Below are 26,030 nucleotides of genomic sequence, written 5' to 3'. Positions count from 1 at the left end.
ATCGGCTGAAAGACAGCCGATAAAATTGTCGTGGCGGAAAATAGTATGATTACCCTATAAAGGTTCGTTACGCTTGGGATGATAATCCACAGGAGGCTAACCTGAAGAATAAGGCAGGGCTTCCGGCTTCGCCGTTTCAAATGAATATAGTAAAGTAGATAGGGATTTTATGGGTTTACTAATCGCCCGGTTTTAATCTGTAATTTACAGTAAAGGTGCACGGTTATCTATATTAGATAACCGTGTTTTTTTATCCATTTCTTTAAATGTGTTAATTGCTCTTTTGCTAAATGAATCGGGCAAGAGAGTTTTTTCGCTTCTAACAGATGGGTTACATATCTTTTGCGGTGCGTTACAAATCGTTTTTTCTTCTGTTTTTTGAACTCTTTTTTACCTGTTTCAAAGTATTCTGAAAGGCTGAATTTTTAGGAAAATATCCTCTGTGCCTATAAGATTTTACTTTGTGTTTAATTGTTTGATAATAAATGTTTTATTGAATATTCTGTAATGCTTTCAAAGAAAAATGTAACATTGAAAAGAAAGATGTAATACCGTCAAAAAAACGTGTAGCATGAATGTGTAAATTGTTTCGTTTTTGTTGGATACATTTGCTGCCAAGAAGAGAGAGGTTTTGATAACCGAGGTGGTTGATAATGATATATTTCTAACTTATTATATAATTAAAAATGTGAATAGATGTAAAATATTACAAATACTAATCGCTGGAATTATTAATCTTAAAAGACCAATGTAATTATGAAATGCATGTATGATGACAGTTAATGCTATTTCTAAATAGCTAATGTAATGGAGAGAATGTAGTTATTAATATCTTAAACTAATGGTAATGAAAAATGTAACAAAACAAATTCAAAAGATTCCTTACTTGATTCTTTTGTTGCTATTGAGTTGTTTGCCGACTTTAGCACAGAATGGAGTAACAGTGAGAGGAACAGTCGTCGATGGAAATGGCGAAACGGTGATTGGGGCTTCCATCGTTGTAAAAAACAATACTTCAATAGGTACGATATCAGATATAGATGGAAATTTCACGTTGGCTGTTCCTAATGACAAAGTAACTCTTGTGGTCTCATTCATAGGAATGAAATCGCAGGAAGTCAAAATTGCAAGTCAAAAGATTTTAAAGGTCACTCTGGAAGATGACTCACAACAGCTGGAAGAGGTCGTTGTGGTAGGATATGGCCAGCAGAAGAAAGCCAGTGTAGTAGGTGCTATCACCCAAACTACAGGTAAAGTACTGGAGCGGGCAGCTGGTATCAGTGATATTGGTGCGGCGCTGACAGGTAATTTGCCGGGTGTGGTTACTACCACAGGTACAGGTATGCCAGGTGCAGAAGAACCTAAAATAACGATTCGCGGTGCAAGTTCTTGGAATAATAATGAAGATCCGCTTGTATTGGTTGATGGTATTGAACGCCCTATGAGTTCAGTGGATATCAGTTCTGTACAATCTATTTCAGTCTTGAAAGATGCATCCGCAACTGCCGTTTACGGTGTGAAGGGTGCCAATGGTGTAATTCTTGTAACCACAAAACGTGGTGCTGAGGGTAGTGCGAAGATTGATGTAGGCTTCAATGCAACTCTAAAAGCTCCCTCTAAACTTCCCAACAAGTATGATTCTTACGATGCTTTGATGTTTCGTAATACAGCCATTGAACATGAATTGGCTCTGAGGCCCGATTCATGGGAATATATTCGTTCTCAATCGTTCATCAATAATTATCGCAATCAGACCACCCTTGAGCAGCGAGAACGTTATCCTAATGTGGATTGGCAGAAAGCTCTGTTTAAAGATAACACGATGTCTTACAATGCTAACCTTAATATTAGCGGTGGTACCAAATTTGTGAAGTACTTTGCTTCAGCCGATTATGTACATGAGGGTGACCTCTTTAGAATTTATGACAATGGTCGTGACTATAACTCCGGTTATGGATACGATCGTATCAATGTGCGTAGTAATCTGGACTTCAATATAACGAAAACTACTGTACTGAAGATGAATCTTGCGGGATCTAATTCTATTCGTAAGGCTCCATGGAGTAATACGGGTAATTCGGAATGGCAGATTGGGCAGCAGTGGTCGGGTGCATACAATATTGCACCAGACGTATTTTTACCGCAGTATTCTGATGGTAGCTGGGGAATGTATCCACTTGTTTCAAATACCACGAACTCAGCAGAGAATATTTCTTTGGGTGGTACGATGCAGCTCACAACAACCCGTATCAATACCGACTTTACACTGGAGCAAGATTTGAAGTTTATAACCAAAGGGCTTTCTGCCCGGGCCACTGTTTCATGGGATAATATATTTGTTGAAAACAATCGTGGTATCAATGACTTGAATAATAGTGCGCAGCGTAAATGGATTGATCCGGATACCGGTCAGGTGAGATATAAAGAGTCATACGACACAAATAATGGTTTTGACTGGACGCAAGGGGTTAATTGGAGTACTTCTCCCGGTGCAGTGGATAATAGTCAAACGGTACGTAATCTTTATTATCAGGCGCAATTGAACTGGGTACGTAGTTTTGGCAAGCACAATGCTACAGCTATGGGATTATTCAGCCGTCAGGAAAATGCGCGAGGCAGTGTGATGCCTACCTATCGCGAAGACTGGGCTTTCCGTGTTACTTATAACTATGCCGACCGTTATTTCATCGAATACAACGGTGCTTACAATGGTTCTGAAAAGTTCAGTCCGGAAAATCGTTTCGCATTTTTTAATTCAGGTGCTATCGGTTGGATGATCAGTGAAGAACCTTTTATGAAGTTTTTTCGTGAAAAGAAGATTATCGATATGTTGAAAGTCCGTGCCTCTTATGGTGAAATTGGTTCCGACCAGTTAGGACCTGATCCGTTTGATTCAAGTCGTCGATGGTTGTACATGAATCAGTGGGCTTATGGCGGAAACTCTCGGATAGACCTTAATCAGACGCAAAGTATTTATACATGGTATCGTGAGGCTGCTATTGGTAATAAAGATATTCAATGGGAAGTTGTGAAAAAGTTGAATATTGGCGTTGACTATTCGCTTTTTGAAGGAATGCTGGCTGGTAGTTTGGAATTCTTCCGTGACGAACGTTCTAATATATTTGTTTATGGTGGAGACCGTTCCATTCCCTCTTATTTCGGAGGAACTCCACCTTCTATTAATAAAGGTAAGATCCGTACGAATGGATATGAATTGGAATTACGTGTAAATAAGACATTTGGTAATGACTGGCGTGTTTGGGGTAACTTCAGTATGACGCATGCTAAGAACAAGGTATTGGTGAAAGATGACCAGGCTATGCGTCCTGCCTATCAGAAAGCAGCCGGTTTCGGGGTAGGTCAATATACTTCTTATATTGATGCAGGATACATTCAAAACTATGACCAATTGTATGGTAGCCCTGCTCATGATGCTAATGATTCTCAAAAACTGGTGGGCGACTACTACATTGTCGATTTTAATGGCGACGGTGTGGTGGATAACAAAGATCAGGCTCCTTATGGTTACACTAGCCAGCCCGAAAATACATTTAATGCTACCATAGGTTTCGAATGGAAAGGATTCAGTGCATTTGCACAATTCTATGGTGTGACCAATGTCACCCGTGATGTGGGCCTTACTAGTTTTGGCAGTAAACTGAACACAGTGTTTGACACTGGTACATGGTGGTCAAAAAATACTCCTAATGCCGATGTGGTAGTACCTCGCTGGAATTCTACTCCGAGCTATAACGGCGGAACCCAATCTCTTTATGACGGTTCTTACATTCGTTTGAAGAACGTTGAACTGGCTTATACTTGGAATAAAGGCTGGATCAAGAGAATTGGATTAAGTAACCTGAAGATTTATGTCAATGGTAATAACCTATGGTTATGGACTCGTATGCCGGACGACCGTGAAGCTAACCTTTCCGGAGCCGGTTATCTGGGAGCTTACCCTACAGTGAAACGTTATAACTTAGGTATTAAATTTACATTATAATAATGAATAAGATGAAATATACATATAAGACTCTTTTATGTTTAGGTCTGTTGTCGCTGGCAGTAGGATTGGGCATGACGTCCTGCGAGGACTATTTGGATAAGAGTCCTGAATCGACTGTTTCCGAAGAAGATGCGTTCAAGAATTTCCGTAATTTTCAGGGATTCATAGAAGAAATATATAATTGTATTCCCGATAAGGAGAAGTGTAACTATTGTACTTCTTGGAACTGGGGTGATGATGAGCTCTTCAATTCCATGGGAGATGGGCACATGACACATCAGGCCGATTTGGGCAATTTTCGTGCTTGGCAAAGCAATGATCAGTCTTGGTTATACAGAAGTTCCAGTAATCCTACTTCTATGAATACATTTGACCATTCTTTGTGGCCACACTCTTGGTATTGTATCCGTAAAGCTAATGTAGGTCTTGCTAATTTGGATAAAATGGTAGGTACACAGGAGGAAAAAGATATGATTGCCGGTCAACTTTATTTCTTTCGTGCATGGTGGCATTTTGAACTGATGACTTATTGGGGAGGATTGCCTTATATTGACCAGGTCTTTGATGCTACGCAAGAGTTGAATTTGCCGCGATTGACTTATCAGGAGTGTGCTGATAAAGCTGCGGAGGATTTCCGTCGTGCAGCCGATCTATTACCGGTGGATTGGGATAAGACCAATGCGGGTAAGGCTACAGATGGTAAGAATCAGCTACGTATTAATAAAATTATGGCACTGGGCTATTTAGGCAAGAATTATCTATGGGCAGGAAGTCCCCTGATGAAGAACGGTGCACAGTTGGGAGGAACCCAGACTTATAACTATGATGAAGCTTATTGTAAGAAAGCTGCACAGGCATTTGGTGAACTGCTGGCTATGGTAGAGAGCGGGCAGACTCAATATGCGCTTGCAGAGTTCAATTATAGTAATGTTTATGATCATGAGAAGGCAAAAGGTGCCCAGAATAGTTACTCCGATATTTTCTATACCCGTCGTCAGGGTTGGTTAATGCCCGGTTCGGTCGAGGCTATATTCCGTGGACCTTCTGGCAATAGTGATGGTAATGCTAATAACAGTAACTGGAATATGTCGAAAATATGGGGACCGAAGGTTGCAGGGATTGTTGATCATGACAAGATTATACACTTGCCTACAGCCAATCTTGTAAAAATGTATGGTATGGCTAATGGGCTTCCTCTCGACGATCCGCAATCCGGTTTTGATGAGAGACATCCTTTTAAGAACAGAGATCCGCGCTTTTATCACGATATCATATTTGACGGTTTCCATTTTGTATTGGCAGAGGATAAATTGTCCGATGTACAAAAACCTTATGCTTATTGTGACCTTTCTACAGGTGCAGATATGCGTTCGGCAGATCTTGGCAGCCGTACCGGTTATTTTTTCCAGAAGTTTGTTCCCCATACTTGTAATGAAGGCGATAGGGAATATGACTGGGGTAGTAACTTGCATACCTACTTGCCTTATATGCGTTTGGCGGATATATACTTGATGTATGCTGAGAGTTGTGCTGCTTTTGGTGGCGCATCTGCCAAGTCTGATAATTGTATGCTTACTTCACTTGATGCAATCAATAAGATTCGTACCCGTTGTGGTGCTGAGGGCGTACATTCATCCTATCTTGCAGATAACAGGAAGTTTATGGACGAGATCCGTCGTGAACGTGCAGTTGAACTTTCTATGGAAGGTTTCCGCTTCAACGACCTGCAGCGTTGGCTGTTGCTGACCGAGGCACCTTATACCGAGAAGTATTCTGTAGAATTCGATCGGGTGGAGAGTGCGGATTTCTATAGAAATAATGACCCTGCGGAAGCTGAAGTGGCTAACTACCGTCACGAGCTGATTTTGAAACGCATATACGGTACGAAGCATTATTGGTTCCCCTTGCCCGATAACGATGTTTATCTTTATCCTGAGTTCGGACAGAATCCCGGCTGGTAATCGTGGAGGACTAAAAAGTATGTTTAATAATAAATGAATAAACAATGAAATATATACAAACAAAATTCATTCTTTGTGCTATGCTGGCTGTTTCTCCGATGTTTGTCAGTGCGCAGACCACAGACTGGAATGAGACCGATTCATTGGCAAACGAAAAAGACCCGATGGTACAGGTCGCTTTTCGTAAGGTAGCTCAAAAAGACCTTTTGGGTGGTGTTTCTGTAGTCAATGTGGAAGAACTTACGAAGAAGAATTATAATACTTACAGCCTGGATAACATGCAGGGCTATGTAGGTGGTTGGAATGGTAACTCATTGTGGGGAATGGACGGTGACAATGCCGGTTATTTGGTTTTGGTAGATGGTGTGCCTCGTGATGCAAACAATGTTATGCCGTCTGAAATCGCACAGATTTCATTTTTGAAAGGTGCCCAGGCTGTGGTCCTTTATGGTAGTAAAGCCGCTAAAGGTGCGGTGGTAATCACTACAAAACGCGGTAATGTAGAGGGGCTGAACGTTAGTGTCAGAGCTAATACCGGATTTCATGTAGCGAAGGCTTTTCCTGAGTACTTAGGTTCGGCTGAGTACATGACACTTTATAATGAAGCCCTCTTGAATGATGATCCTACTGCGAAACTCCGTTATACGGCCGAAGATATTTACAATCATGGTTCAGGACTGAATCCATATCGTTATACAAATATAAATTACTATTCTTCTGATTATGTAAAAAAGGCATATAATCGTTCGGAAGTAACTGCTGAGATTACTGGTGGCGGTAAGCGTGCGCGTTTTTATAGTAATGTGAGTTATTATCGTAATGGAGATTTTCTTGATTTTGGCGAAGCCAAGAATAATATGACGGACCGTTTTAACGTACGTGGTAATGTAGACGTAAATATCAATAGCTTTATTAATGCCTACATTAATGCCAATGCTACATTTTACAATTCAAAAACGGCGAAAGGTGATTATTGGAACATAGCATCGACTGCACGTCCGAATTTTCCGGAATATGCGGCTCCGCTTATTCCATTGGATATGATTGATCCCAATGCTACAGCCGCTTGGGAACTGCTGAGCACTACTTCCAATATTATTGATGGAAAGTATTTCTTGGCTGGTACACAGGCTAATCCTACTAATGCTTTTGCTGACAGTTATGCTGCCGGGAGCAGTAAGTGGACGAGTCGTCAGTTTCAGTTTGATGCTGGTGTGAATGTCGATCTTAATCAAGTTCTGAAAGGACTCTCATTCAATGCTATGTTTGCTGTAGATTATGCCACTTCTTACTCCACTTCTTTTGATAATAAATATGCGGTATTTGTTCCTACTTGGGCTAACTATGGCGGTAAAGATGTTATAGTAGCGCTCAGCAAGGAGGGAAATGATGAAAAGCCGGGCACCCAGAATGTGGGTGGAAGTGCGGATAAGCAAACGATTGCATTTTCTGGACAGTTCAATTATCAAAATACTTTCAATAAGTATCATAATGTATCAGCTATGCTTATAGCTAATGGTTACCAGCAGACGGTTTCTGCACAATATCATCGTATCAGCAATGCTAATTTGGCATTACAGGCGGGCTATAACTATCAGCAACGCTATTATGCAGATTTTGGTGCTGCATTGATCCATTCGGCTAAGTTGGCTAAAGGACATCGTCAGGCTCTCTCTCCTTCGGTGACGTTGGGCTGGCGTTTAAGCGGTGAAAACTTTCTGAAGGATTCTCCTGTGGTAGATGATTTATTGTTGAGCGTATCGGGTAGTATCCTCAATCAAGACATTGATTTGGTAATGGGTGATAATGAGTTTTATCTCTATGAATCAGTATGGACTCAAAACGATGGTTATGCATGGTATGACGGTCCGGCCGGTAAATATACTATTTCTACCAGAGGCCAGAACAATGATCTTTCGTTTATCAAGCGCAAAGAGTTCTCTGTAAACCTGAAAACTTCGCTTTGGAATAGACTGATTACGGCCGATGCTTCATTCTTTATCAACTCTATGGAGGGATATTTGATCAATCAACCTACTTTTTATCCGTCACATTTGAATACAGGATATCCGGCAGCATCTTTTATGGCTGTGATGAACTATAACAATAACAAGCGTGTAGGCTTTGATTTCAATATAAATGCTAATAAGCGTTTTGGAGATGTAGACTTGTCTTTGGGTGTGGCAGGCACATATTACGATACTAAGGTTACTAAGCGTGATGAAATCTATGATGATGCCTATCGTTATCGTGAGGGAAAAGCTGTTGATGGTATTTGGGGACTTCAGAGTGCTGGATTATTCCAGAATAAGGAAGAAATCGAGAGTAGTCCTGAACAGAAACTGGGTAGTACGGTCCAACCCGGTGACATCAAGTATGTAGATCAGAATGGAGATAATGTAATTGATGACAAAGATGAAGTCTTCTTGGGTAAAGGCGGTTGGTATGGTGCGCCCTTTACACTCGGTATCAATTTTACTGCCAAATGGAAGAATTTGACTCTCTTTGTGTTGGGTACCGGTAACTTCGGTGCTTATGGATTGAAAAACAGTTCATATTATTGGGTGGATGGCGATGATAAATACTCAGCCATAGTCCGCAATCGTTGGACTCCAGAAACAGCAGCTACTGCTACTTATCCCCGTTTATCTGCTAGAAGTTCAAGTAATAACTTCCGTGCGTCAGATTATTGGTTGTACAAGACTGACCGCTTCGATCTGGCGAAAGTACAGATTACTTATGATCTGCCGAAACGTATTTTGCGTAACACTTTCATCAATGAATTATCTGCTTACGTAAGCGGTGCAAATCTGCTGACAATCTCGAAAGAACGTAAACACATGGAGATGAATGTGGGTAGTGCTCCACAAAGCAGATTCTATAATATTGGTGTGAAAGCTGTATTCTAATCTAAAATTATGATAAAAATGAAACTAAGAAATATTATATTAACTACAGTATTACTGGCGACTTTCTCTGCTTGCGAGGATATGTTCGAACCTGCTAAGGAGAATAATCGCGGTGTTGAGGAAATGCTTTCAGATCCTAATTATGCTGTGGGACTTTTGGGGTACGGATACGCTATGCTGCCGTACGACAATTCTAGTGTAAGTGATGTAGCTACAGACGATGCTGTGACCAATGATAAAGAGAGTGGCTATTCAAAAATGGCTCTTGGTTCATGGGCGTCGAATAATAATCCTATGGAACAGTGGCAAGCCCGTAAAGCGGCAATACAATACCTCAATACATTTTTAGGTATCGCAGACCAGGTAAGTTGGGCTGAGAATGAGGTGACGAACAGGATGTTCATTGACAAACTCAGCGGAGAAGCATATGCCTTGCGTGCTTTGAATTATTACTATCTTTTGATGGCTCATGGAGGCTGGACGGCAGACGGGCAGTTACTGGGTGTGCCGATACTTCTGGAACCGGAAGATAACAATTCTGACTTCAATCAGCCCCGTGCTTCTTTCAGTGCATGTGTAGAGCAGGTATTTACTGACTTAAATAAAGCAGTTGATTTATTGCCTGTTGATTATGAAAATATAAAAAGTGATGCTGAAGTACCTGCAAGATATAAGGAAATCGGTGCAAAGATGGGTAACTATAATCTTGTTTTTGGAACTTATCAACGCGGACGTATTACTGCCAGAATAGCTGAAGCCATAAAGGCACAGGTAGCTTTGCTTGCTGCAAGTCCGGCTTACCGGGAAGGTTCAGGTGTGACTTCTGAAACTGCCGCAAACTATGCTGCTACTGTATTGAATCGTATTGGTGGTGTAGCTGGTCTTGATCCGACGGGTAATACTTGGTATATGAATACAAGTGATCTTGATAATCTTGGTTCAGGAGAAGTGCCTGCTGAAATCCTTTGGAGAGGAAATAAGAGTAATGGAACGGCAGATTGGGATATAGGTATTCAGCTGGAGAAAAATAACTTTCCTCCTACGCTCTATGGTAGCGGACGTATTAATCCTACGCAAAATCTAGTGGATGCTTTCCCTATGGCTAACGGTTATCCTGTTGCAGACAAGGCTAACGGCGGTTATTCGGAAAATGCTCCTTATGAAAATCGTGATCCGCGTTTAGCGAAATACATTTTATTCAATGGAGCTACATTTAAGGAAAAAGCTATTATTACAGGTACTTATCCTGATGCAGAAAACAAGCAAGATAATAATTTGAATCAATTAAGCACCTCTACCCGTACGGGTTACTATCTACGTAAGCTGTTGCGTGAAGACTGTAGTGCCAATCCGAATTCACTTAATGCCAAGTTTCATATTCCTGTTCGTATTCGCTATACGGAAATATTCCTGGCTTATGCTGAAGCAGCCAACGATGCTTGGGGACCAATGGGCAAAGGTAGTAACGCCTATAGTGCTTATGACGTAGTTAAGGCTATTCGTGCTCGTGGTGGTGTAGGAACCGATAACGGTGACGCTTATCTGGAGAGCATCAAGGGAGATAAGGAGAAGATGACTCAACTTATTCGTAACGAACGTCGCATTGAGCTTTGTTTCGAAAATAAGCGTTTTTGGGATATTCGTCGTTGGCAGATGCCATTGGCAGAAACAGCTAAAGGAATACGGATTGACAAAGTGGGCGAAAGTCTGAACTATACCGTAATTGATGTAGAAAATAGAAACTATAAGGAGTATATGAATTATGGACCTATACCTTATGGTGAGATGTTGAAGTGGAGTAATCTGCAACAGAACAAAGGATGGTAATCATATAATCATAAAATGCAAAAAGAATATGGAAATGAAAATCTATAAATTATTATCTGTAATATTGGGGAGTGCCATGTCATTTGCTTTCTCTTCATGTGAGAATGCAAGCAACTCTTTTCCCGATTATGAGGGTGGTGTGAGTGTCTATTTTGCTTATCAATATCCGGTGCGTACTATTGTATTGGGTAATGATCCGGTGGTAGATAATTCTGCTGACCGTCAACATAAGTGTGCCATTTATGCCACAATGGGAGGGGCATACGGTGGAAGAAATATCACTATAGACATTGCTGTTGACAATACGCTTTGTGATAACCTCTTTTTTGAAGACGGCTCACCGGTATTACCCATGCCTTCTACATATTATACATTGGCGGGTGATAAAATAAAATACAACGGTGATCACTGGGGAAATGTGGAGGTGCAGCTTACCGATGCTTTCTTTGCTGACGAAAAAGCACTGAACAATAATTATGTGATTCCTGTAGTGATGAAGAAACAGACAGGTGCCGACCGCATCCTGACAGGTACTCCTTTGATTGAAGGTGATGCTCCGGCACGTCCCAACTCGGATTATTGGAGTGTGTTACCTCAAGACTATGTGCTTTATTGTGTAAAGTACATGAATCCATGGCAGGCTTCCTATTTGCGTCGTGGTACGGATCAGATAACCGAGAATGGTTCTGTAACTACTGTGGTGCGTCATGCGGAGACGATTGAGAAAGATGAGGTTTGCTCGCTGGATACCCGTTCGCTCACGACCTCCGTTTTCACGGTCAACACGAAATCGACCGATGGAACCACGCTGGCCTGCGATTTGTTGCTGACATTCAACGATGCGGGTGAGTGTTCCATTACTACGGAGACATCGGGAATGACTGCTTCGGGGACAGGTAAATACGTGGTGGACGGTGAAAAGAAAGCATGGGGAAACAAAGACCGCGATGCGCTTTATCTGGACTATACCGTTGACTTTGGCATTCGGAAGTGTGCCACGAAAGATACTTTGGTGATGCAGACGCGCGGAACGAACAAGATAGAAACTTTTGTCCCTAAGTATCGTGCCAATTGAACGGAAACGTTTAAACGACCAATTGACATAATGTTGGATAATAACTAAAAATATCCAATCATGAAAAAGATTTTAATATCTATATTTTTATGTCTTCTGTGGTGAATGATAGGAGTTTCACATTTACCACTTATCGTTACCCTTGATTGCATATTGATGAAAAGAATAAGAAATATGTTAATAAATGATTATACAATGAAAACAATAAAATACTCATTATCCTTGGGCTTATTACTGTCGCTTGCCTCTTGTGCCGATGACCAAATCGTTGACTTCAAGACTGAGAAGCCGGAAAGTATAGCCCAATATGAATATCTCAATGCTTACGATGCATTGAAAACATATATAGACCGAAGTGCAAGTCCCGACTTTAAGTTGGGAATTGCGCTGTCGGCGAGTGATTTTCTGAAAGGAGAAGTGGTGCGTACTATGGCCATCTCCAATTTCGATGAGATGACGGCAGGCAATGCCATGAAATACGCTTCGTGCGTGGCTAATGATGGGTCGATGGACTTTGGTTCCGTAGAGAAGTTTGTTTCTGCGGCTAAAGCCGATGGTCTTACCATTTATGGGCATACTTTGGCTTGGCATGCACAACAGAACAACAAGTATCTAAACGGATTGATTGCTCCGATACCTCTGCCTGTTGATCCTAATGCGTCCAACAAGTTTTTGCATATTGCAGTGCCGGAAGCAGGGGCTAATCCTTGGGATCGTGAAATTTATTATGATCTTGCTGAACCTCTCGTAGTAGGTAAGGAATATGTGATTTCGATGAAGGCTAAGGCTACTTCGGCCGTGGATTATAACTTTTGGCCTGGTATTATTGATGGTGATACGCAATATTTGCCTTCTTTTTCAGCTGATAATAAATGGGAGGAAACCTCTATAACATTTACAGCGAATATTCCTATCAATCGTTTGCGTTTCTGTTTCGGTACGTTTCAAGGAGAACTTTGTTTTGACGATGTGACATTGTCTTCTGCTGATGACGAAAATCTTATTGAAGGCGGTACGTTTGATACTGAAGATTTATCTCGTTGGACAAGACCGAGCTGGATGAGTTCATATTCCTATGAAATAGGTAAGGAAGGCACCGATAATGCAGGCTTTTGCTTGACTATGACTAATACGGAAAAGAAAGACAATAATTGGGGGGCACAAGTGTGGTATCAATTTGCTGTACCGTTGACAGAAGGAAAGGCGTATACTTTTACAGCCAAGGCCAAAGCAACAGAAGCATACAATTGTACCATATTTACGCAGTCTTCCAGTGGTGGTGCTCAGGGGTATCCTGGTGGCTTTAATATTGGTACTGAATGGACGGATGTCAGTTTGACATTTACGCCGGGGCACGGACAAGTGGATAAGTTTACTTTTAATATTGGTGATTTTGTAGGAACTATTTATATAGATAATGTCGTGTTCTCAGATGGAACGTCGAATATTTATGCTACTGATTTTGAAAACCAGTCAATTGAAGGGTGGACAAGGGGAAATGGTTGCAATCATGCATTGTCTGCTGAAGGTGAGGGATATGCTTCTAATCAGACAAGCATTGAACTTACTCCCGAAGAAAAGAAAGACACGCTAACTTGGGCTATGAACAATTGGGTAGAAGGCATGATGAAAGCTACCGGTGGTTATGTAACTGCATGGGATGTAGTGAATGAAGCTATTTCCGGTGGTGGTAACGATGAAGGTTTCTATACTTTACAGTCTGCCAGCAACGTTTCTGCTGAGGATACTAAGAACAATTTCTATTGGCAAGATTATTTGGGTAATGTGGATTACGTACGCATTGTTGTAGCTGCCGCCCGCAAGTATTATGCGGAAAATGGTGGTACTGCTCCGTTGAAACTCTTTGTCAATGACTACAATCTGGAATCATGGTGGGATGGCAACAAGAAAGCACAGAGCTTGGTACATTGGATTAAGAAATGGGAAGCTGATGGTGTAACTAAGATTGATGGTATCGGTACACAGATGCACGTCAGCTATATGCTGAAAGAAGAAGACCAGAAAGCTCAAGAAGATGCTATTGTCAAGATGTTCCAAATATTGGCAGAAAGTGGCAAGTTGATTAAGATTTCTGAGCTGGATATGGGTATTGTGGATAAAGCTTTCGGTACAGCTTTGAAGACGGAGGAGGTTACTTTTGAGCAACACCTCAAAATGGCGGAATTCTATCGCTTCATTATTTCCAAGTACTTCGAGATTATTCCTGTTGCCCAACAGTATGGTATCACGCAATGGTGTGCCACCGATAGTCCCACCGATTCTGGTTGGAGAGGTGGTGAACCTGTGGGACTTTGGGACTTGAACTATAATCGCAAGCCGACCTATGCAGGTTTTGCTGATGGTTTGGCTGGAAAATAATAGAGTTTTATGAGAAAAGGCAGCGGGGCATAATGTGAAACCGCTGCCTTTATTGTTGTAATAAAAATCGAATAATAATGAGAAACATATTATTTATTTTGAGTTTGGTCATTTGGTGTGGTTGTAGTAATATGATATATATGTTCTATCGGTAGTAGCCCAAGACAATACTTCTTCCCCTAGAAGTGGAAAAATTGTATTGAAACAGCCGGGATCTAATAAAACATTAACGGTTGGTATTACTCAAAATGGAATTGATAATCGTGTAATGATTTCTATGAGAGAACTTTACCTAAACCATCCTGTCTTTACTGCCACCACAACTTATCCCGTAAAAAGAGGTATCAACTGTAGGATTCCATACGAAGCATACAATGATGGGGGAAAGTATGACGGCAATGCATCAATCACTATTCCGAAAGGAGAAACGAAAGGAACTTACGAAATGGATTATAATGGTTCCCCGTTAGTTGATTATCATGGTGATATAAAAGGCTATAAACTATATGAAGGAACTACTACAGGAGATGATATTTATACCTATAGTTTTGTTCGCTATTGGTGATATTATAATAAACAGGTCTGTTGGGGCTTTCCATTTAGTATGTAACGTCAGCAGATAATGGTGTAATTTGGAATATTTGTTGTAATTTATCAAAAGGATGAGAGTGCTTCGTAATATCTTGAATATCAATGCTTATAGGATATGCTGCATTCAGTATACGACTGAACCCTATTCAGTATACGAGTGAATGGCATTCAGTATACGACTGAATTAGGTTCGATATACGACTGTATCCTTCGTTTGTATTATTTGTAAAGAATGTAGATTGTTATCACTCTCTTGCTTTAGCTTACAACTTTCAAGTCCTTAAAACAATGAAGAACAATATGAGAAAAATAATTTATTTATTGACATTGCTCTTAGGAGTGTCTTTAGCGGCTTGCTCGGACGAGACTATTCCTGAGCAGCCGGAAAAGCAGGAACCGGAACAACCTGTCGAACCGAATCCGGACCCGGAACCCGAGCCTCCTGCTGAAGCCAAGTTGCCAGTCCTGAATGTAGCCGGGCGCTACCTTAAAAATGAAAAGGGAGAGATAGTCAATCTGCATGGTTTTACGCAGACTTACAGCCCTTTCTTCAATAACAATGCCTGGGGTAACTATGACGTGCAGGCATGCCTCAAGTATAATAAGAGTATGGTAGACGGAATTGTGGCTGCCGGATGGAAGTTCAATTTCGTGCGGATGCACCTTGATCCGTATTGGAGTGATGACCCCTCCATGCAGTCCGTGAGGTATGAAGGACATGAACGGTTCTCCGAAACTCGCTTTCGGAAGTATCTTGAAGAGTTGTTTGTGCCGATGGCAGAATACTTTATTTCCAAAGGAATGTATGTGGTGATGCGTCCGCCCGGAGTCTGTCCGGCTGATGCTCCCTATCAAGGTATGGAAATAGGAGACAGTTATCAGCAGTTTTTGCTCAAAGTGTGGGATATTGTTTCGCAACATCCTAAGCTGAAAAATAATATGGATGTCATGTTCGAGCTTGCCAATGAACCTGTCAGAATAAAAGGTACTGACGGAACATACGGCAGTAGCGGTGACGGTCATTTCAAGAACCTCCAACTCTACTTTCAGGCTATAGTAGACAAAATACGTGCCAACTGCCGCAATATTGTTTGGGTGCCGGGATTGTCTTATCAGTCATCTTACGCCGGATATGCCATTCACCGTATCGAAGGGGAGAACATAGGCTTTGCCGTTCACTGCTATCCCGGTTGGTATGGTAGCGATGCCGAGGAAGACAGCGGTGAAGGAATCGGCTCTTCCACAGGAGGAGGTTATGAAGCTTTTCAGCGGGGTTGGGATGCGCAAGTAGGTCCTGTGGCGGCTTTCGCTCCTATCATGGTGACTGAAATAGACTGGGCGCCGAAGAAATATGATGCCACTTGGGGGAAAAGTATTACAGGAACGGCAGGTGGTGAAGGTTTTGGTGCCAACTTCAAATATATAGCTGATAATTCAGGTAATGTTTCCTGGTTGTTCTTTACAACGAGGTCACATGAGTTGGCAGCGTTTAAAGATGTGCCGGGTGAACCGGGCAATTACACTTTTCTCAATGATCCCGAGGCCTGTCCGTGGGCGATGTACCATTGGTTCAAAGAATATGCTGAAGGGATAGTAGTAAATGGGGAACTGGAAAAACTGGAGTTGATGGGACAAGAGGGAGAACTTCGTCTGCAAATGGGTGGTACGAATTATCTCAAAGTGAAAGCTGTTTATTCTGATGGAACGGTACGGATGGTGACTGCGGAAGCGACTGTCAACAGCTCAGATACAAACGTGTTGAAAGTAGAACAGGCAGCCAAATTAGTAGCTGTGGCACCCGGTGAAGCTACGGTAACCGTTACGTATCAATCGGCTGCCGGAGTCAGTAAGCAACTGACTTTACTGGTTACGGTAATTTCTCCTTTCTCATTGACGGCAGATGTCTTCAATCCTTCTATATGGGAGGAAGGCACATTCGACGAGAACACCCGCACACTGGTGACGGGGCAGTATGGTTTCGGAGGTTGGCAATATGACAATGGACTTGATTTGTCGGGATATAAGACTGTGACCGTAGAGCTGGGTAACGATAATGAAAGTGGTGTTTCGTTCCGTCTGTTTGATAAAAACAATTATTGGAGTGAGCCTGCTGTGTATGATTTCGGATCTTCACGTAAGATTGTAGTGGAGTTGGATAATATGAAAGATAAGAACGGAGGAAAAATTGATCCTTCGCATCTTTATATTGCAGGTTTTTGGTCAACAGGTGGAAAACCTATTGTGATAGCTAATGTCTCCTTAGCAAATTAAAAAGACATATCAACTCTCATCTTTCCGAGAGTTTGATATAATTTGTGCATTTTATAATATCTTTCCTGCATCCTCTGTGAAGAGTGTGCAGGAATACAAATCTGTAATATTTATCTAATATTGATATTCAAATGTCTAAAATTGCAAATCAGTGATTGGATTCATGCCTTATTTTTGCAGATATATATGAATGGTCTGATAAACTTTAAATAAAAGATATGATGAAGAAGATAATTGTATGGTTGGCTGTAATGATGTATACACTATCCGGTTATGCACAAGATGCGAATTTTCATATCTATCTGTGTTTGGGACAATCGAACATGGAAGGAAATGCGAAGGTAGAAGAGCAGGACACAGTGGCAGTTGACAGCCGTTTTCAGGTATTAGCGGCTGTCGACTGTCCTAATTTGGGGAGGACCAAAGGGAATTGGTATAAGGCGGTTCCTCCTTTGGCACGTTGCTATACGGGCCTGACTCCGGGTGATTATTTTGGACGGGCTATGGTGGCTAACCTGCCATCCAATGTGCGGGTAGGAATTATCAATGTTGCCGTAGGTGGTTGCAAAATAGAATTGTTTGATAAGGATAATTATCAGTCATACGTAGAAACTTCTCCGGATTGGCTGAAGAATATGGTAAAAGAATACGGTGGCAATCCTTATGCACGTTTGGTTGAGATGGCAAAGCTTGCTCAAAAGGATGGAGTAATTAAAGGTATTCTGCTGCATCAGGGAGAGTCGAATACAAATGATAAAGACTGGCCTTCAAAAGTAAAGGGAGTGTATGATAATCTTTTGAAAGATTTGGGATTATCTGCTGCTAATGTGCCTTTACTGGCGGGTGAGGTGGTACATGCGGACCAGAATGGAATCTGTGCCAGTATGAATACAATCATCGACAGTTTGCCCCAGGTAATTCCTACTGCACATGTCATATCCTCCGCTGGTTGTCCGGCTGCATTCGATAATCTTCATTTTACAGCCGAAGGATACCGGATATTGGGAGCACGTTATGCCGCTAAGATGCTTTCTATTTTGGGATATGGAGATTGGACATCTGCCCAGAATATGAAATTATGGTATGCTCGTCCGGCACAAGACTGGCTGGAAGCTCTGCCATTGGGCAATTCCCGTTTGGGAGCTATGGTATTTGGCGGAACTGCCCGTGAAGAACTGCAACTCAATGAAGAGACTTTCTGGGCTGGCGGACCTTACAATAATAATAATCCCAAAGGATTGCAGGTATTGCCTGAAATACGCCGTCTTATTTTTGAAGGCAAAACCCTGGAGGCACAGAAACTCATTGATGAGAATTATATGACGCCTCAGCATGGCATGCGCTACTTGACGATGGGGAGTCTTTTTTTGAATTTCCCCGGACATGAGAATCCTTCTGAATATTACAGGGACCTGAATCTGGAGAATGCTACTGCTACCACCCGTTATGAAGTGGACGGAGTGAAGTTTGTCCGTACCGCGTTTGTTTCTTTGAGTGATGATGTGATTATTGTCCGCATTCAGGCTGATAAGGCAAAGGCTTTGAATTTCGCCATATCATACAACAGTCCGCTGAAATCGAATGTACAAGTAAAGGGTGGCAAACTGATTATCTCCTGTCAGGGAGCTGAACATGAAGGAATCCCTGCTGCTATGCGTGCCGAATGCCAGGTGCAGGTAAAAACAGATGGTAAAGTGAGTAAGGCAGAAAGCGCACTTGCCGTGAATGGGGCTACCGAAGCTACTTTGTACATATCGGCAGCTACCAATTTTGTGAATTACCATGATGTTAGTGCTAATGAATCAAAGCGTACGGCTGCTTATTTACAGAAAGCCATCCGTGTTCCTTACGAACAGGCTTTGAAGAGCCATATCGCCTCTTACCGTAAACAATATGACCGTGTGGCCCTGACTTTGGAAAGCACTAAAGTTTCTGCTTTGGAAACACCTGTCCGTGTACAGCGTTTTATAGAAGGGAATGATATGGCGATGGCGGCTTTGATGTTCCAATATGGTCGTTATTTGTTGATTTCTTCTTCTCAACCCGGTGGTCAGCCTGCTAATCTTCAGGGTATTTGGAATCATAATCCTTATGCTCCCTGGGATAGTAAATATACGATTAATATCAATGCTGAAATGAACTACTGGCCTGCTGAAGTAACCAACCTGAGTGAAACGCATGAACCTTTCTTTGACATGGTGGCCGACCTGGCGGTTACAGGCAGTGAGACAGCTAAAGTTCTTTATGACGCCAAAGGTTGGGTAGCACATCATAATACGGATATATGGCGTGCTTGCGGACCAGTGGATGCTGCATACTTCGGCATGTGGCCTAATGGAGGTGCTTGGGTGGCACAACATCTGTGGCAACACTATTTATTTACCGGTGACAAGGAATTTCTAAAGAGGTATTATCCGGTATTGAAAGGAACTGCCGATTTTTATTTAAGTCATTTAGTGGAACATCCGAAGTATAAATGGATGGTTACGGTACCTTCCATGTCTCCGGAACACGGTTACCGGGGTTCACAAACAACGATTACGGCAGGTTGTACAATGGATAATCAGATTGCTTTTGATGCCCTTTACAGTACACTTCTGGCAAGCCGTATTCTGGGTGGTGATAAACAGTATGAAGATTCTTTGCAGACCATGTTGGACAAGTTGCCACCCATGCAGATTGGCAAACATAATCAATTGCAAGAGTGGTTGATTGATGCTGACAATCCGTTGGATGACCATCGGCATATTTCACACTTATATGGTTTATATCCCAGTAATCAGATTTCTCCAATTACAAATCCGGAATTATTCCAGGCTGCACGGAATACTTTGATACAGCGTGGAGATATGGCTACCGGTTGGAGTATTGGGTGGAAGATTAATTTCTGGGCACGTATGCTGGATGGTAATCATGCTTATAAGATTATACAGAATATGCTTCATCTTTTGCCTAATGATAATGTTCAGAAAGAATATCCTGAGGGACGTACTTATCCTAATTTATTTGATGCTCATCCACCTTTCCAGATCGATGGTAACTTCGGTTATACGGCAGGAGTTGCAGAGATGTTGTTGCAAAGCCATGACGGTGCAGTACACTTGTTACCCGCATTGCCCGAAGCATGGAAAAAAGGAAGTGTGAAAGGGCTTGTATCCCGTGGCGGTTTTGTGGTGGATATGGAATGGGATGGCGTTCAACTGAAAAAAGCGAAAATACATTCTCGTTTGGGCGGGGTACTACGTATCCGTTCTTATGTTCCTTTAAAGGGAAAAGGAGTGAAAGTGGCAGACGGTGCTTGTCCGAATCCTCTTTATGCACCGGCAGTTATAAAAGAACCGGTCGTTTCGAAACTGATAAATCCTCAGATACCGGCTCTTTATCGTACTTACGAATATGACATTGTTACTCAGCCGGGAGAAGACTATTCGCTGGAGCGTAGCATGTAATGATATTAGTCTATGCAGATAAAGAGTTGAATTAATAAAGAAAGCCGGCTGATTTTAGCTGGCTTTCTTTTTGTTTTGTCTAGTTCTGTTGGTCAACTTCATTGTCAGAAGAAGACTTTTGTTGTTCTTCCATATAGGTGCTGGGTGGTACCCCGTATAATTCTTTAAAAGCGGTAGAGAAATATGCAACATTAGTAAATCCCGTAAGGGTGGCAACTTCAGTAATGTTATGATATTGGTTTGCCAATAGGGATGCTGCTTGTTTCAGGCGAACATTACGTATTAAGTCGCGGGTTGACTGGTTAGTCAGTTCTTTTAGCTTACGGTGCAAATGCACACGACTGATACCTACTTCAGTTGCTATCATTTCAACATTCAAGTCAGGATTACCTAGATTGTCATTAATTACTTTCATCACTTTATCAAGCAGTCTGTCGTCAGGTGATTGGACTTTTAGTTTCTTCAACTTCTGTTCCTGCATCTGACTGCCACTGAAACTGTTGCGTAGTATTTCCCTGCTCTTAATAAGATTGATTGCCGTTTTTCTCAAAATTTCGATACTGAATGGTTTCACTATATACGCGTCTGCTCCCATGTTTAAACCCTCCAGATTATCTTCTTCTCTTGATTTAGCAGTCAAGAGGATAATTGGTATATGGTTAATGGTTACATTCTGCTTTATTTTTTTACAAAGTGCCAATCCATCCATTTCAGGCATCATAATATCACTGATAATCAGATCCGGTTCCTTTTTTAGGATAAGGGTGAGAGCTTCTTTTCCATTGGCACACTCATGCATGTGGAAATCGCTGGCTAATTCACGACAGATATATTTACGTATTTCTTCATCATCTTCTACTATCAGAACATGACACTTGGTTTTGGAACGTATTTTTTCATCTTCTTCGTCAGTTGGCGAGGGGGTAGGCAGAGCAGTCGTGATATGTACAGGGGCATTATTTCCAACCGGATTATCATCAATTTCTTCTACATTCAGATGCTTCTTGTTCAGAGGGAGCCGTATGATAAACCGGGATCCTGGTTTGTTCTCATTGTTTTCAGCCTTTATGGTACCATGGTGTAATTCTACCAGCGAACGGCTTAGATGTAATCCTATACCGGTACCTACATTTGAATTATTATGGCTATTACGGATTTGATAGAAACGTTCAAAAATCCGTCCCATTTCTTCCGGGTTAATGCCGATGCCACTGTCTTCCACTATTATTTCAAAATAGTGTTTTAGAGATTGAGGAGCATTCATATCCTCACCTACACGTAAGTATATATTGATTTCTCCGTTCTCCGGTGTAAACTTGAATGCGTTGGAAATTATATTCAGGATAATTTTATCGAAATTTTTCGGATCAATCCATACTTTTAATTTTTCAGTTTCCGGTTTGAAACTTAACGTGATATGCCTGGCATTTGCCTGATATTCGAAAGTATAGTACAAATCACGGATAAATCCTACGATATCAACTTCCTGGAATTTCAGGGACATTTGCCCCTTATCTATTTTGCGAATATCCATCAGTTGATTGACCAGGCGAAGTATACGTTCTGCATTTCGATAAATGGTATGATAGTTTTTCTGCCGCTCGTTATCTTTGTCAGTGGCGATTAACTTCTGTAATGGGCTTATGATGAGAGACATTGGAGTTCGTATCTCATGGGAAATATTAATAAAGAATTGTAGTTTGGCTTCATTGATCTGTTCTGCATGGATATGTTCTAATATCTCCTGACGAGCACGGTAACGATGACGTATCTGAATGACTATACCATAGATAATAACTATCAATAGTACTCCATATATAAATTTAGCCCATCCGGAGGCATACCATGCAGGATGGATTGTGATACTAAATTCTTTGATGTCTGAATAAGAATCATTATCTTTTGCTTTTATCTGGAAGGTATAGGTACCTGGATTTAAATTACTGAATGAAACCCGGTTAATTCCTTGTTGTAAGCTAATCCAATTGGAATTATTAATGCTATATGTATAAGTAATTCGTTCCGGACTAAAGAACTCCATAGCTGAAAATTCGATGCTGAAAGAATTATCTTTATAAGATAGTTGAAAGTGGGCGGCATCCATGATTGCAGTGTTGACTATATCTCTATTCCCCGATTTCATACCTTTTTTAACCTTTTTATCATGGATATAGAAGTCTGTAATTCGAATTTCTGGTTTCTTATCGGGTGTGGTTATTTCTGTGGGATTAAAATAAGTGATTCCATTTGTACCTCCAAAGGTAAGTTCACCGTGTTTGTCGGCAAAAGCGGCTCCTTTACTAAACTCGTTACTTTGTAATCCGTCACTTGCATAAAAATTGATGAAACTTTGATTTTGAGGATTGAATCGGCTGATTCCATAATTCGTACTGATCCAAAGATAACCATTCGCATCCTCTTTGATAGCACAGATATAATTGCTGGGTAAACCATCTTTGGTTGTATATTCTTGCACTTCAACGGTTCGTGGGTTTAGTCGTTTTAATCCTTTGGATGTTCCTATCCAGATACTGCCATCCTTACTTTCATGCAAGGCATAGATTACATCGCCATATAATATTCTCCTGTTTTTTAAGGGAGAAACGAAATCCATTGTTTTTATATCCAGGCAGCCCAAACCATCGTAAGTACCTATGTACAGTTTGTCTTCAGCGGTATGTAACAGGCAATTTATCCATGAGTTATGTAGCATATTTACTTTGGTCCAATCAGTATTGCTGGTGGTGGTGGTTGGACAACGGACTATTTCCTTGGTATTTATATTCATCTGATATAGTCCTCCTCCCATAGTACCTATCCATAAAGTTTTATTGTTATCTTCTGCAAAACAATATACATTTTCCATCAGATTGGATGTCTCGTCCACTAACTTCAGATACTCGCAACGTCCGGTTTTTATATCTAATTGAGCCATGCCATTCAGGTAAGAACCTATCCACATATTGTGGTTGGAATCTTCGAAAATGCTCATTATGGTTGCAGGAACGGAATGAGCATTGTCGGTAGGTGCAAAGTGCACTTTGGGTGTTTTATCTGGAGTCACTGCATAAATTCCGTCATTGTCAGTTCCCACCCAAAGAGTTCCTGTATGGTCTTTGTATACAGACATAACACAGTTGGAACCAATCACATTGTGTCTGGAAGATTTATAACCTAGATACTTGAACTCGTTGGTTATGGCAGGTATAATCATAACTCCTTTCTGAAAGAACCCTAACCATGTATTTCCCATTCTGTCTTTCAAAATAGAATGTATCTTTGCTTTTGTAAGGTCAAATGTTGTGATATTAAAATTGGCTTCTTTAATTTTTTGTTCTTGGATGTCATAGGCTTTTATTCCCGAACCATCTGTACCAATAAGAATTTGATTCTCCTCCTCAGGGTATAGGATTTTGATAGGCAAGTTGGGATTAGGAGTGTATGTAATTGGTACAAACGTATCGGTTTTATCATTATATCTGAATAGTCCTTTTTTTAAACTACCCATATAAAGATTTCCTTGTTTATCTTCGCACATGCTGGAAACTGTATTCCAGGCTATGCTTTTTTCACCGGAATAGTGTTTGAATTGATTGTTATTATCGAGGCGGAATATTCCATTATCGCCTGTTGCTATCCATAGATTTCCTTTTCTATCCCGATATGAATATGTAATCAGGTTACTGGCTATAAATTGGTCTATTTGTTGTGCTTTTATACTATCTTCTTGTGTTTCGACTAAAAATATACTGTGACCGGAAGTTCCTATTAATATTTCTCCGTTATTTTGTTCAAGTATAACTCCTACATTAGGGGCTATTGGGACTCCACTGGAGAGGTACATTGGGATTGTTGTAAAACTATCGGTTGCGCGGTCGTATATTTGCAGCCCGTTTAGAGAACCTATAAAAAGGTGACCTTGACTGTCTTCGAACAGTGTACGTACATAGTCACTTAATAAGGAATTAGGATTATCTTTTTCATTTCTATAAACTGTAAATTTTGCTCCATCGTATCGATTCAGACCATCTTCTGTTGCAATCCAGATGATTCCGTCACGATCCTGATAGATTTTATTGAGCATGCTGCTTGATAATTCTCTATCGACTGTGAATATTTTTCCTTCTTGCCCATGGCATGGAAGGTATAAACACATGCATAATAAATAGAGTATAGATATAGCTTTCATATATATTTTTTTAGATTCTACAAATATACTTAATATCCTCTATATATTCTTTTAAAAGGTGAACTAATTAGACCTTATTGAGTGGTTGATAATTAGTGTGATTGTGGAATTGTCCAAACCAGTATACAATCTATTTAGTGCGTTGCTTTATACCAATTTGTTTCTGTCTTATCTGCTGCTAAAGAATTTATGCTCGGATCGGATACGGTAATGCCAGAGAAGGTTTTAATTGGCGTGGTAGTTCCCGTATTCATGGAATAATAACTTTCGGTATGCGTTTTATATGGTACGGTTCGTTCTAACTGTTCTTTAAACTCTTTTAATAAGGATGTGTCATCACACAGATGTGCTACGTAGTCACCGTAATCGTAGAAGATTACTGGATAGTAACCGTCTAAAGGTTGTAACTGGTTCCGCTTTGAAGGGTCAAATGTATACCGGTTATTTATTTCTTTCATGATAGTGGCCAGATGATCCAATTCTGCACAATTAGTTATGCCTAATGTTCCACAAGGCATTTCTTCATAGGTGGAATAGAAGGAATAGAAACCGTCACAGATGGCTTGATAATTTGGTTCGCCCATCAAATCTTTTCCAATGATAGAATAGGGCATACCATAAGCCATGATTTCACAGGTGGAACCAATAAGGTAGTCTGTAACGTTTCTCAGGTCATAGGCTACTTCTATGGTTGACATGTAGCAATCATCGAATAGGATATATTCCATTTTTATTCCGGCATCTGCTATACCTTCTGCAAGGGTAGTGATATCTGTCTGATATTGACTTGTCGTACCGCCGAAATAACGGGTTTGTGGAACGCCTTCGTTTTCCCAGTGCATTCTTATTGAAGTCCTTGCCCGTCCTTTTGTACTATGAACTGGAAGCCATCCCATACCGTGACATCCGATAGTCATGGCGTAAGTGGGTGCAGGGGCGAAACTTTTTACATCATTGAGAATGGAAGTAATTCCTTCGGCGGTGGTGAAAGGCGGGTTGTTATATTCTTTTAGAGTAACCTGTTCACATTTACCTTTCTTGCAGGTTATTTCAAATAGAGTTGCTTTTTCCGAAGTAGTAGACATAAATACGATTACCCGTTCACCATTCAGTCCTTTTTGGCTGATTGCCTTTTCCATATCCGAGATATTCGTGTAGAAATTGCTGGTCAGATTGGTGGACCAAGGTAGGTACATGAATAAAGTCTTTTGGTTTTCAACAGGTTCTATTTCATCTTTCTCGCAGGATAGCACAAAGAAAGAGAGAGTAATCAGACAGAGTGATAACCGTATCCATTTTATAAATAATAATGCTACTTTATTCATATTTCATATCCTTTATAATATCCATAAGGTACAAAAATACAAAAAAGA

Annotated in this window: 11 protein-coding genes; 9 read left to right on the top strand and 2 right to left on the bottom strand. The window is 40.9% G+C overall.

Going from position 1 to position 26,030, the window contains the following annotated elements:
* The first annotated feature begins 841 nt into the window (after positions 1-841).
* From DW182_RS07575 to DW182_RS07535, 9 genes are all read left to right on the top strand, one after another.
* Complete coding sequence (locus tag DW182_RS07575) at positions 842-4,003, top strand: TonB-dependent receptor (protein ID WP_181996178.1); 3,162 nt, start codon at positions 842-844, stop codon at positions 4,001-4,003.
* An 11-nt stretch (positions 4,004-4,014) separates the two neighbouring features.
* Positions 4,015-5,967, top strand: a complete 1,953-nt coding sequence (locus DW182_RS07570) for a RagB/SusD family nutrient uptake outer membrane protein (RefSeq protein WP_118295174.1) — start codon at positions 4,015-4,017, stop codon at positions 5,965-5,967.
* 44 nt (positions 5,968-6,011) lie between these two features.
* Positions 6,012-8,876, top strand: a complete 2,865-nt coding sequence (locus DW182_RS07565) for a SusC/RagA family TonB-linked outer membrane protein (protein ID WP_044533212.1) — start codon at positions 6,012-6,014, stop codon at positions 8,874-8,876.
* 18 nt (positions 8,877-8,894) lie between these two features.
* Entirely contained in the window at positions 8,895-10,703 is a 1,809-nt protein-coding gene (locus DW182_RS07560) for a RagB/SusD family nutrient uptake outer membrane protein (RefSeq protein ID WP_118295173.1), read from the top strand.
* A 28-nt stretch (positions 10,704-10,731) separates the two neighbouring features.
* Positions 10,732-11,778: a DUF5627 domain-containing protein gene (locus tag DW182_RS07555; protein ID WP_118295154.1), complete on the top strand. Its 1,047-nt coding sequence runs from the start codon at positions 10,732-10,734 to the stop codon at positions 11,776-11,778.
* Positions 11,779-11,973: 195 nt separating this feature from the next.
* Entirely contained in the window at positions 11,974-14,157 is a 2,184-nt protein-coding gene (locus DW182_RS07550) for an endo-1,4-beta-xylanase (protein WP_233564103.1), read from the top strand.
* A 277-nt stretch (positions 14,158-14,434) separates the two neighbouring features.
* Positions 14,435-14,722, top strand: a complete 288-nt coding sequence (locus DW182_RS07545) for a hypothetical protein (RefSeq protein ID WP_233564102.1) — start codon at positions 14,435-14,437, stop codon at positions 14,720-14,722.
* Positions 14,723-15,048: 326 nt separating this feature from the next.
* The gene (locus tag DW182_RS07540; protein ID WP_118295152.1) at positions 15,049-17,019 is read left to right on the top strand and encodes a cellulase family glycosylhydrolase; all 1,971 of its coding nucleotides are present in this window, start codon (positions 15,049-15,051) and stop codon (positions 17,017-17,019) included.
* Between the two features lie 221 nt (positions 17,020-17,240).
* Entirely contained in the window at positions 17,241-20,468 is a 3,228-nt protein-coding gene (locus DW182_RS07535; protein ID WP_233564106.1) for a glycoside hydrolase N-terminal domain-containing protein, read from the top strand.
* Between the two features lie 79 nt (positions 20,469-20,547).
* On the opposite strand, the gene DW182_RS07530 is transcribed toward DW182_RS07535, so the two are convergent.
* Positions 20,548-24,657, bottom strand: a complete 4,110-nt coding sequence (locus DW182_RS07530) for a two-component regulator propeller domain-containing protein (protein ID WP_118295151.1) — start codon at positions 24,655-24,657, stop codon at positions 20,548-20,550.
* Between the two features lie 134 nt (positions 24,658-24,791).
* Positions 24,792-25,982: a clostripain-related cysteine peptidase gene (locus DW182_RS07525; RefSeq protein ID WP_199678562.1), complete on the bottom strand. Its 1,191-nt coding sequence runs from the start codon at positions 25,980-25,982 to the stop codon at positions 24,792-24,794.
* Positions 25,983-26,030 lie beyond the last annotated feature (48 nt).

This window comes from Bacteroides sp. AM16-24 (genome assembly GCF_003471885.1).
Classification (GTDB): Bacteria; Bacteroidota; Bacteroidia; order Bacteroidales; family Bacteroidaceae; genus Bacteroides.
Note: the sequence above shows the minus strand (reverse complement) of the source record. Positions and strands in the feature narration are given on the sequence as shown.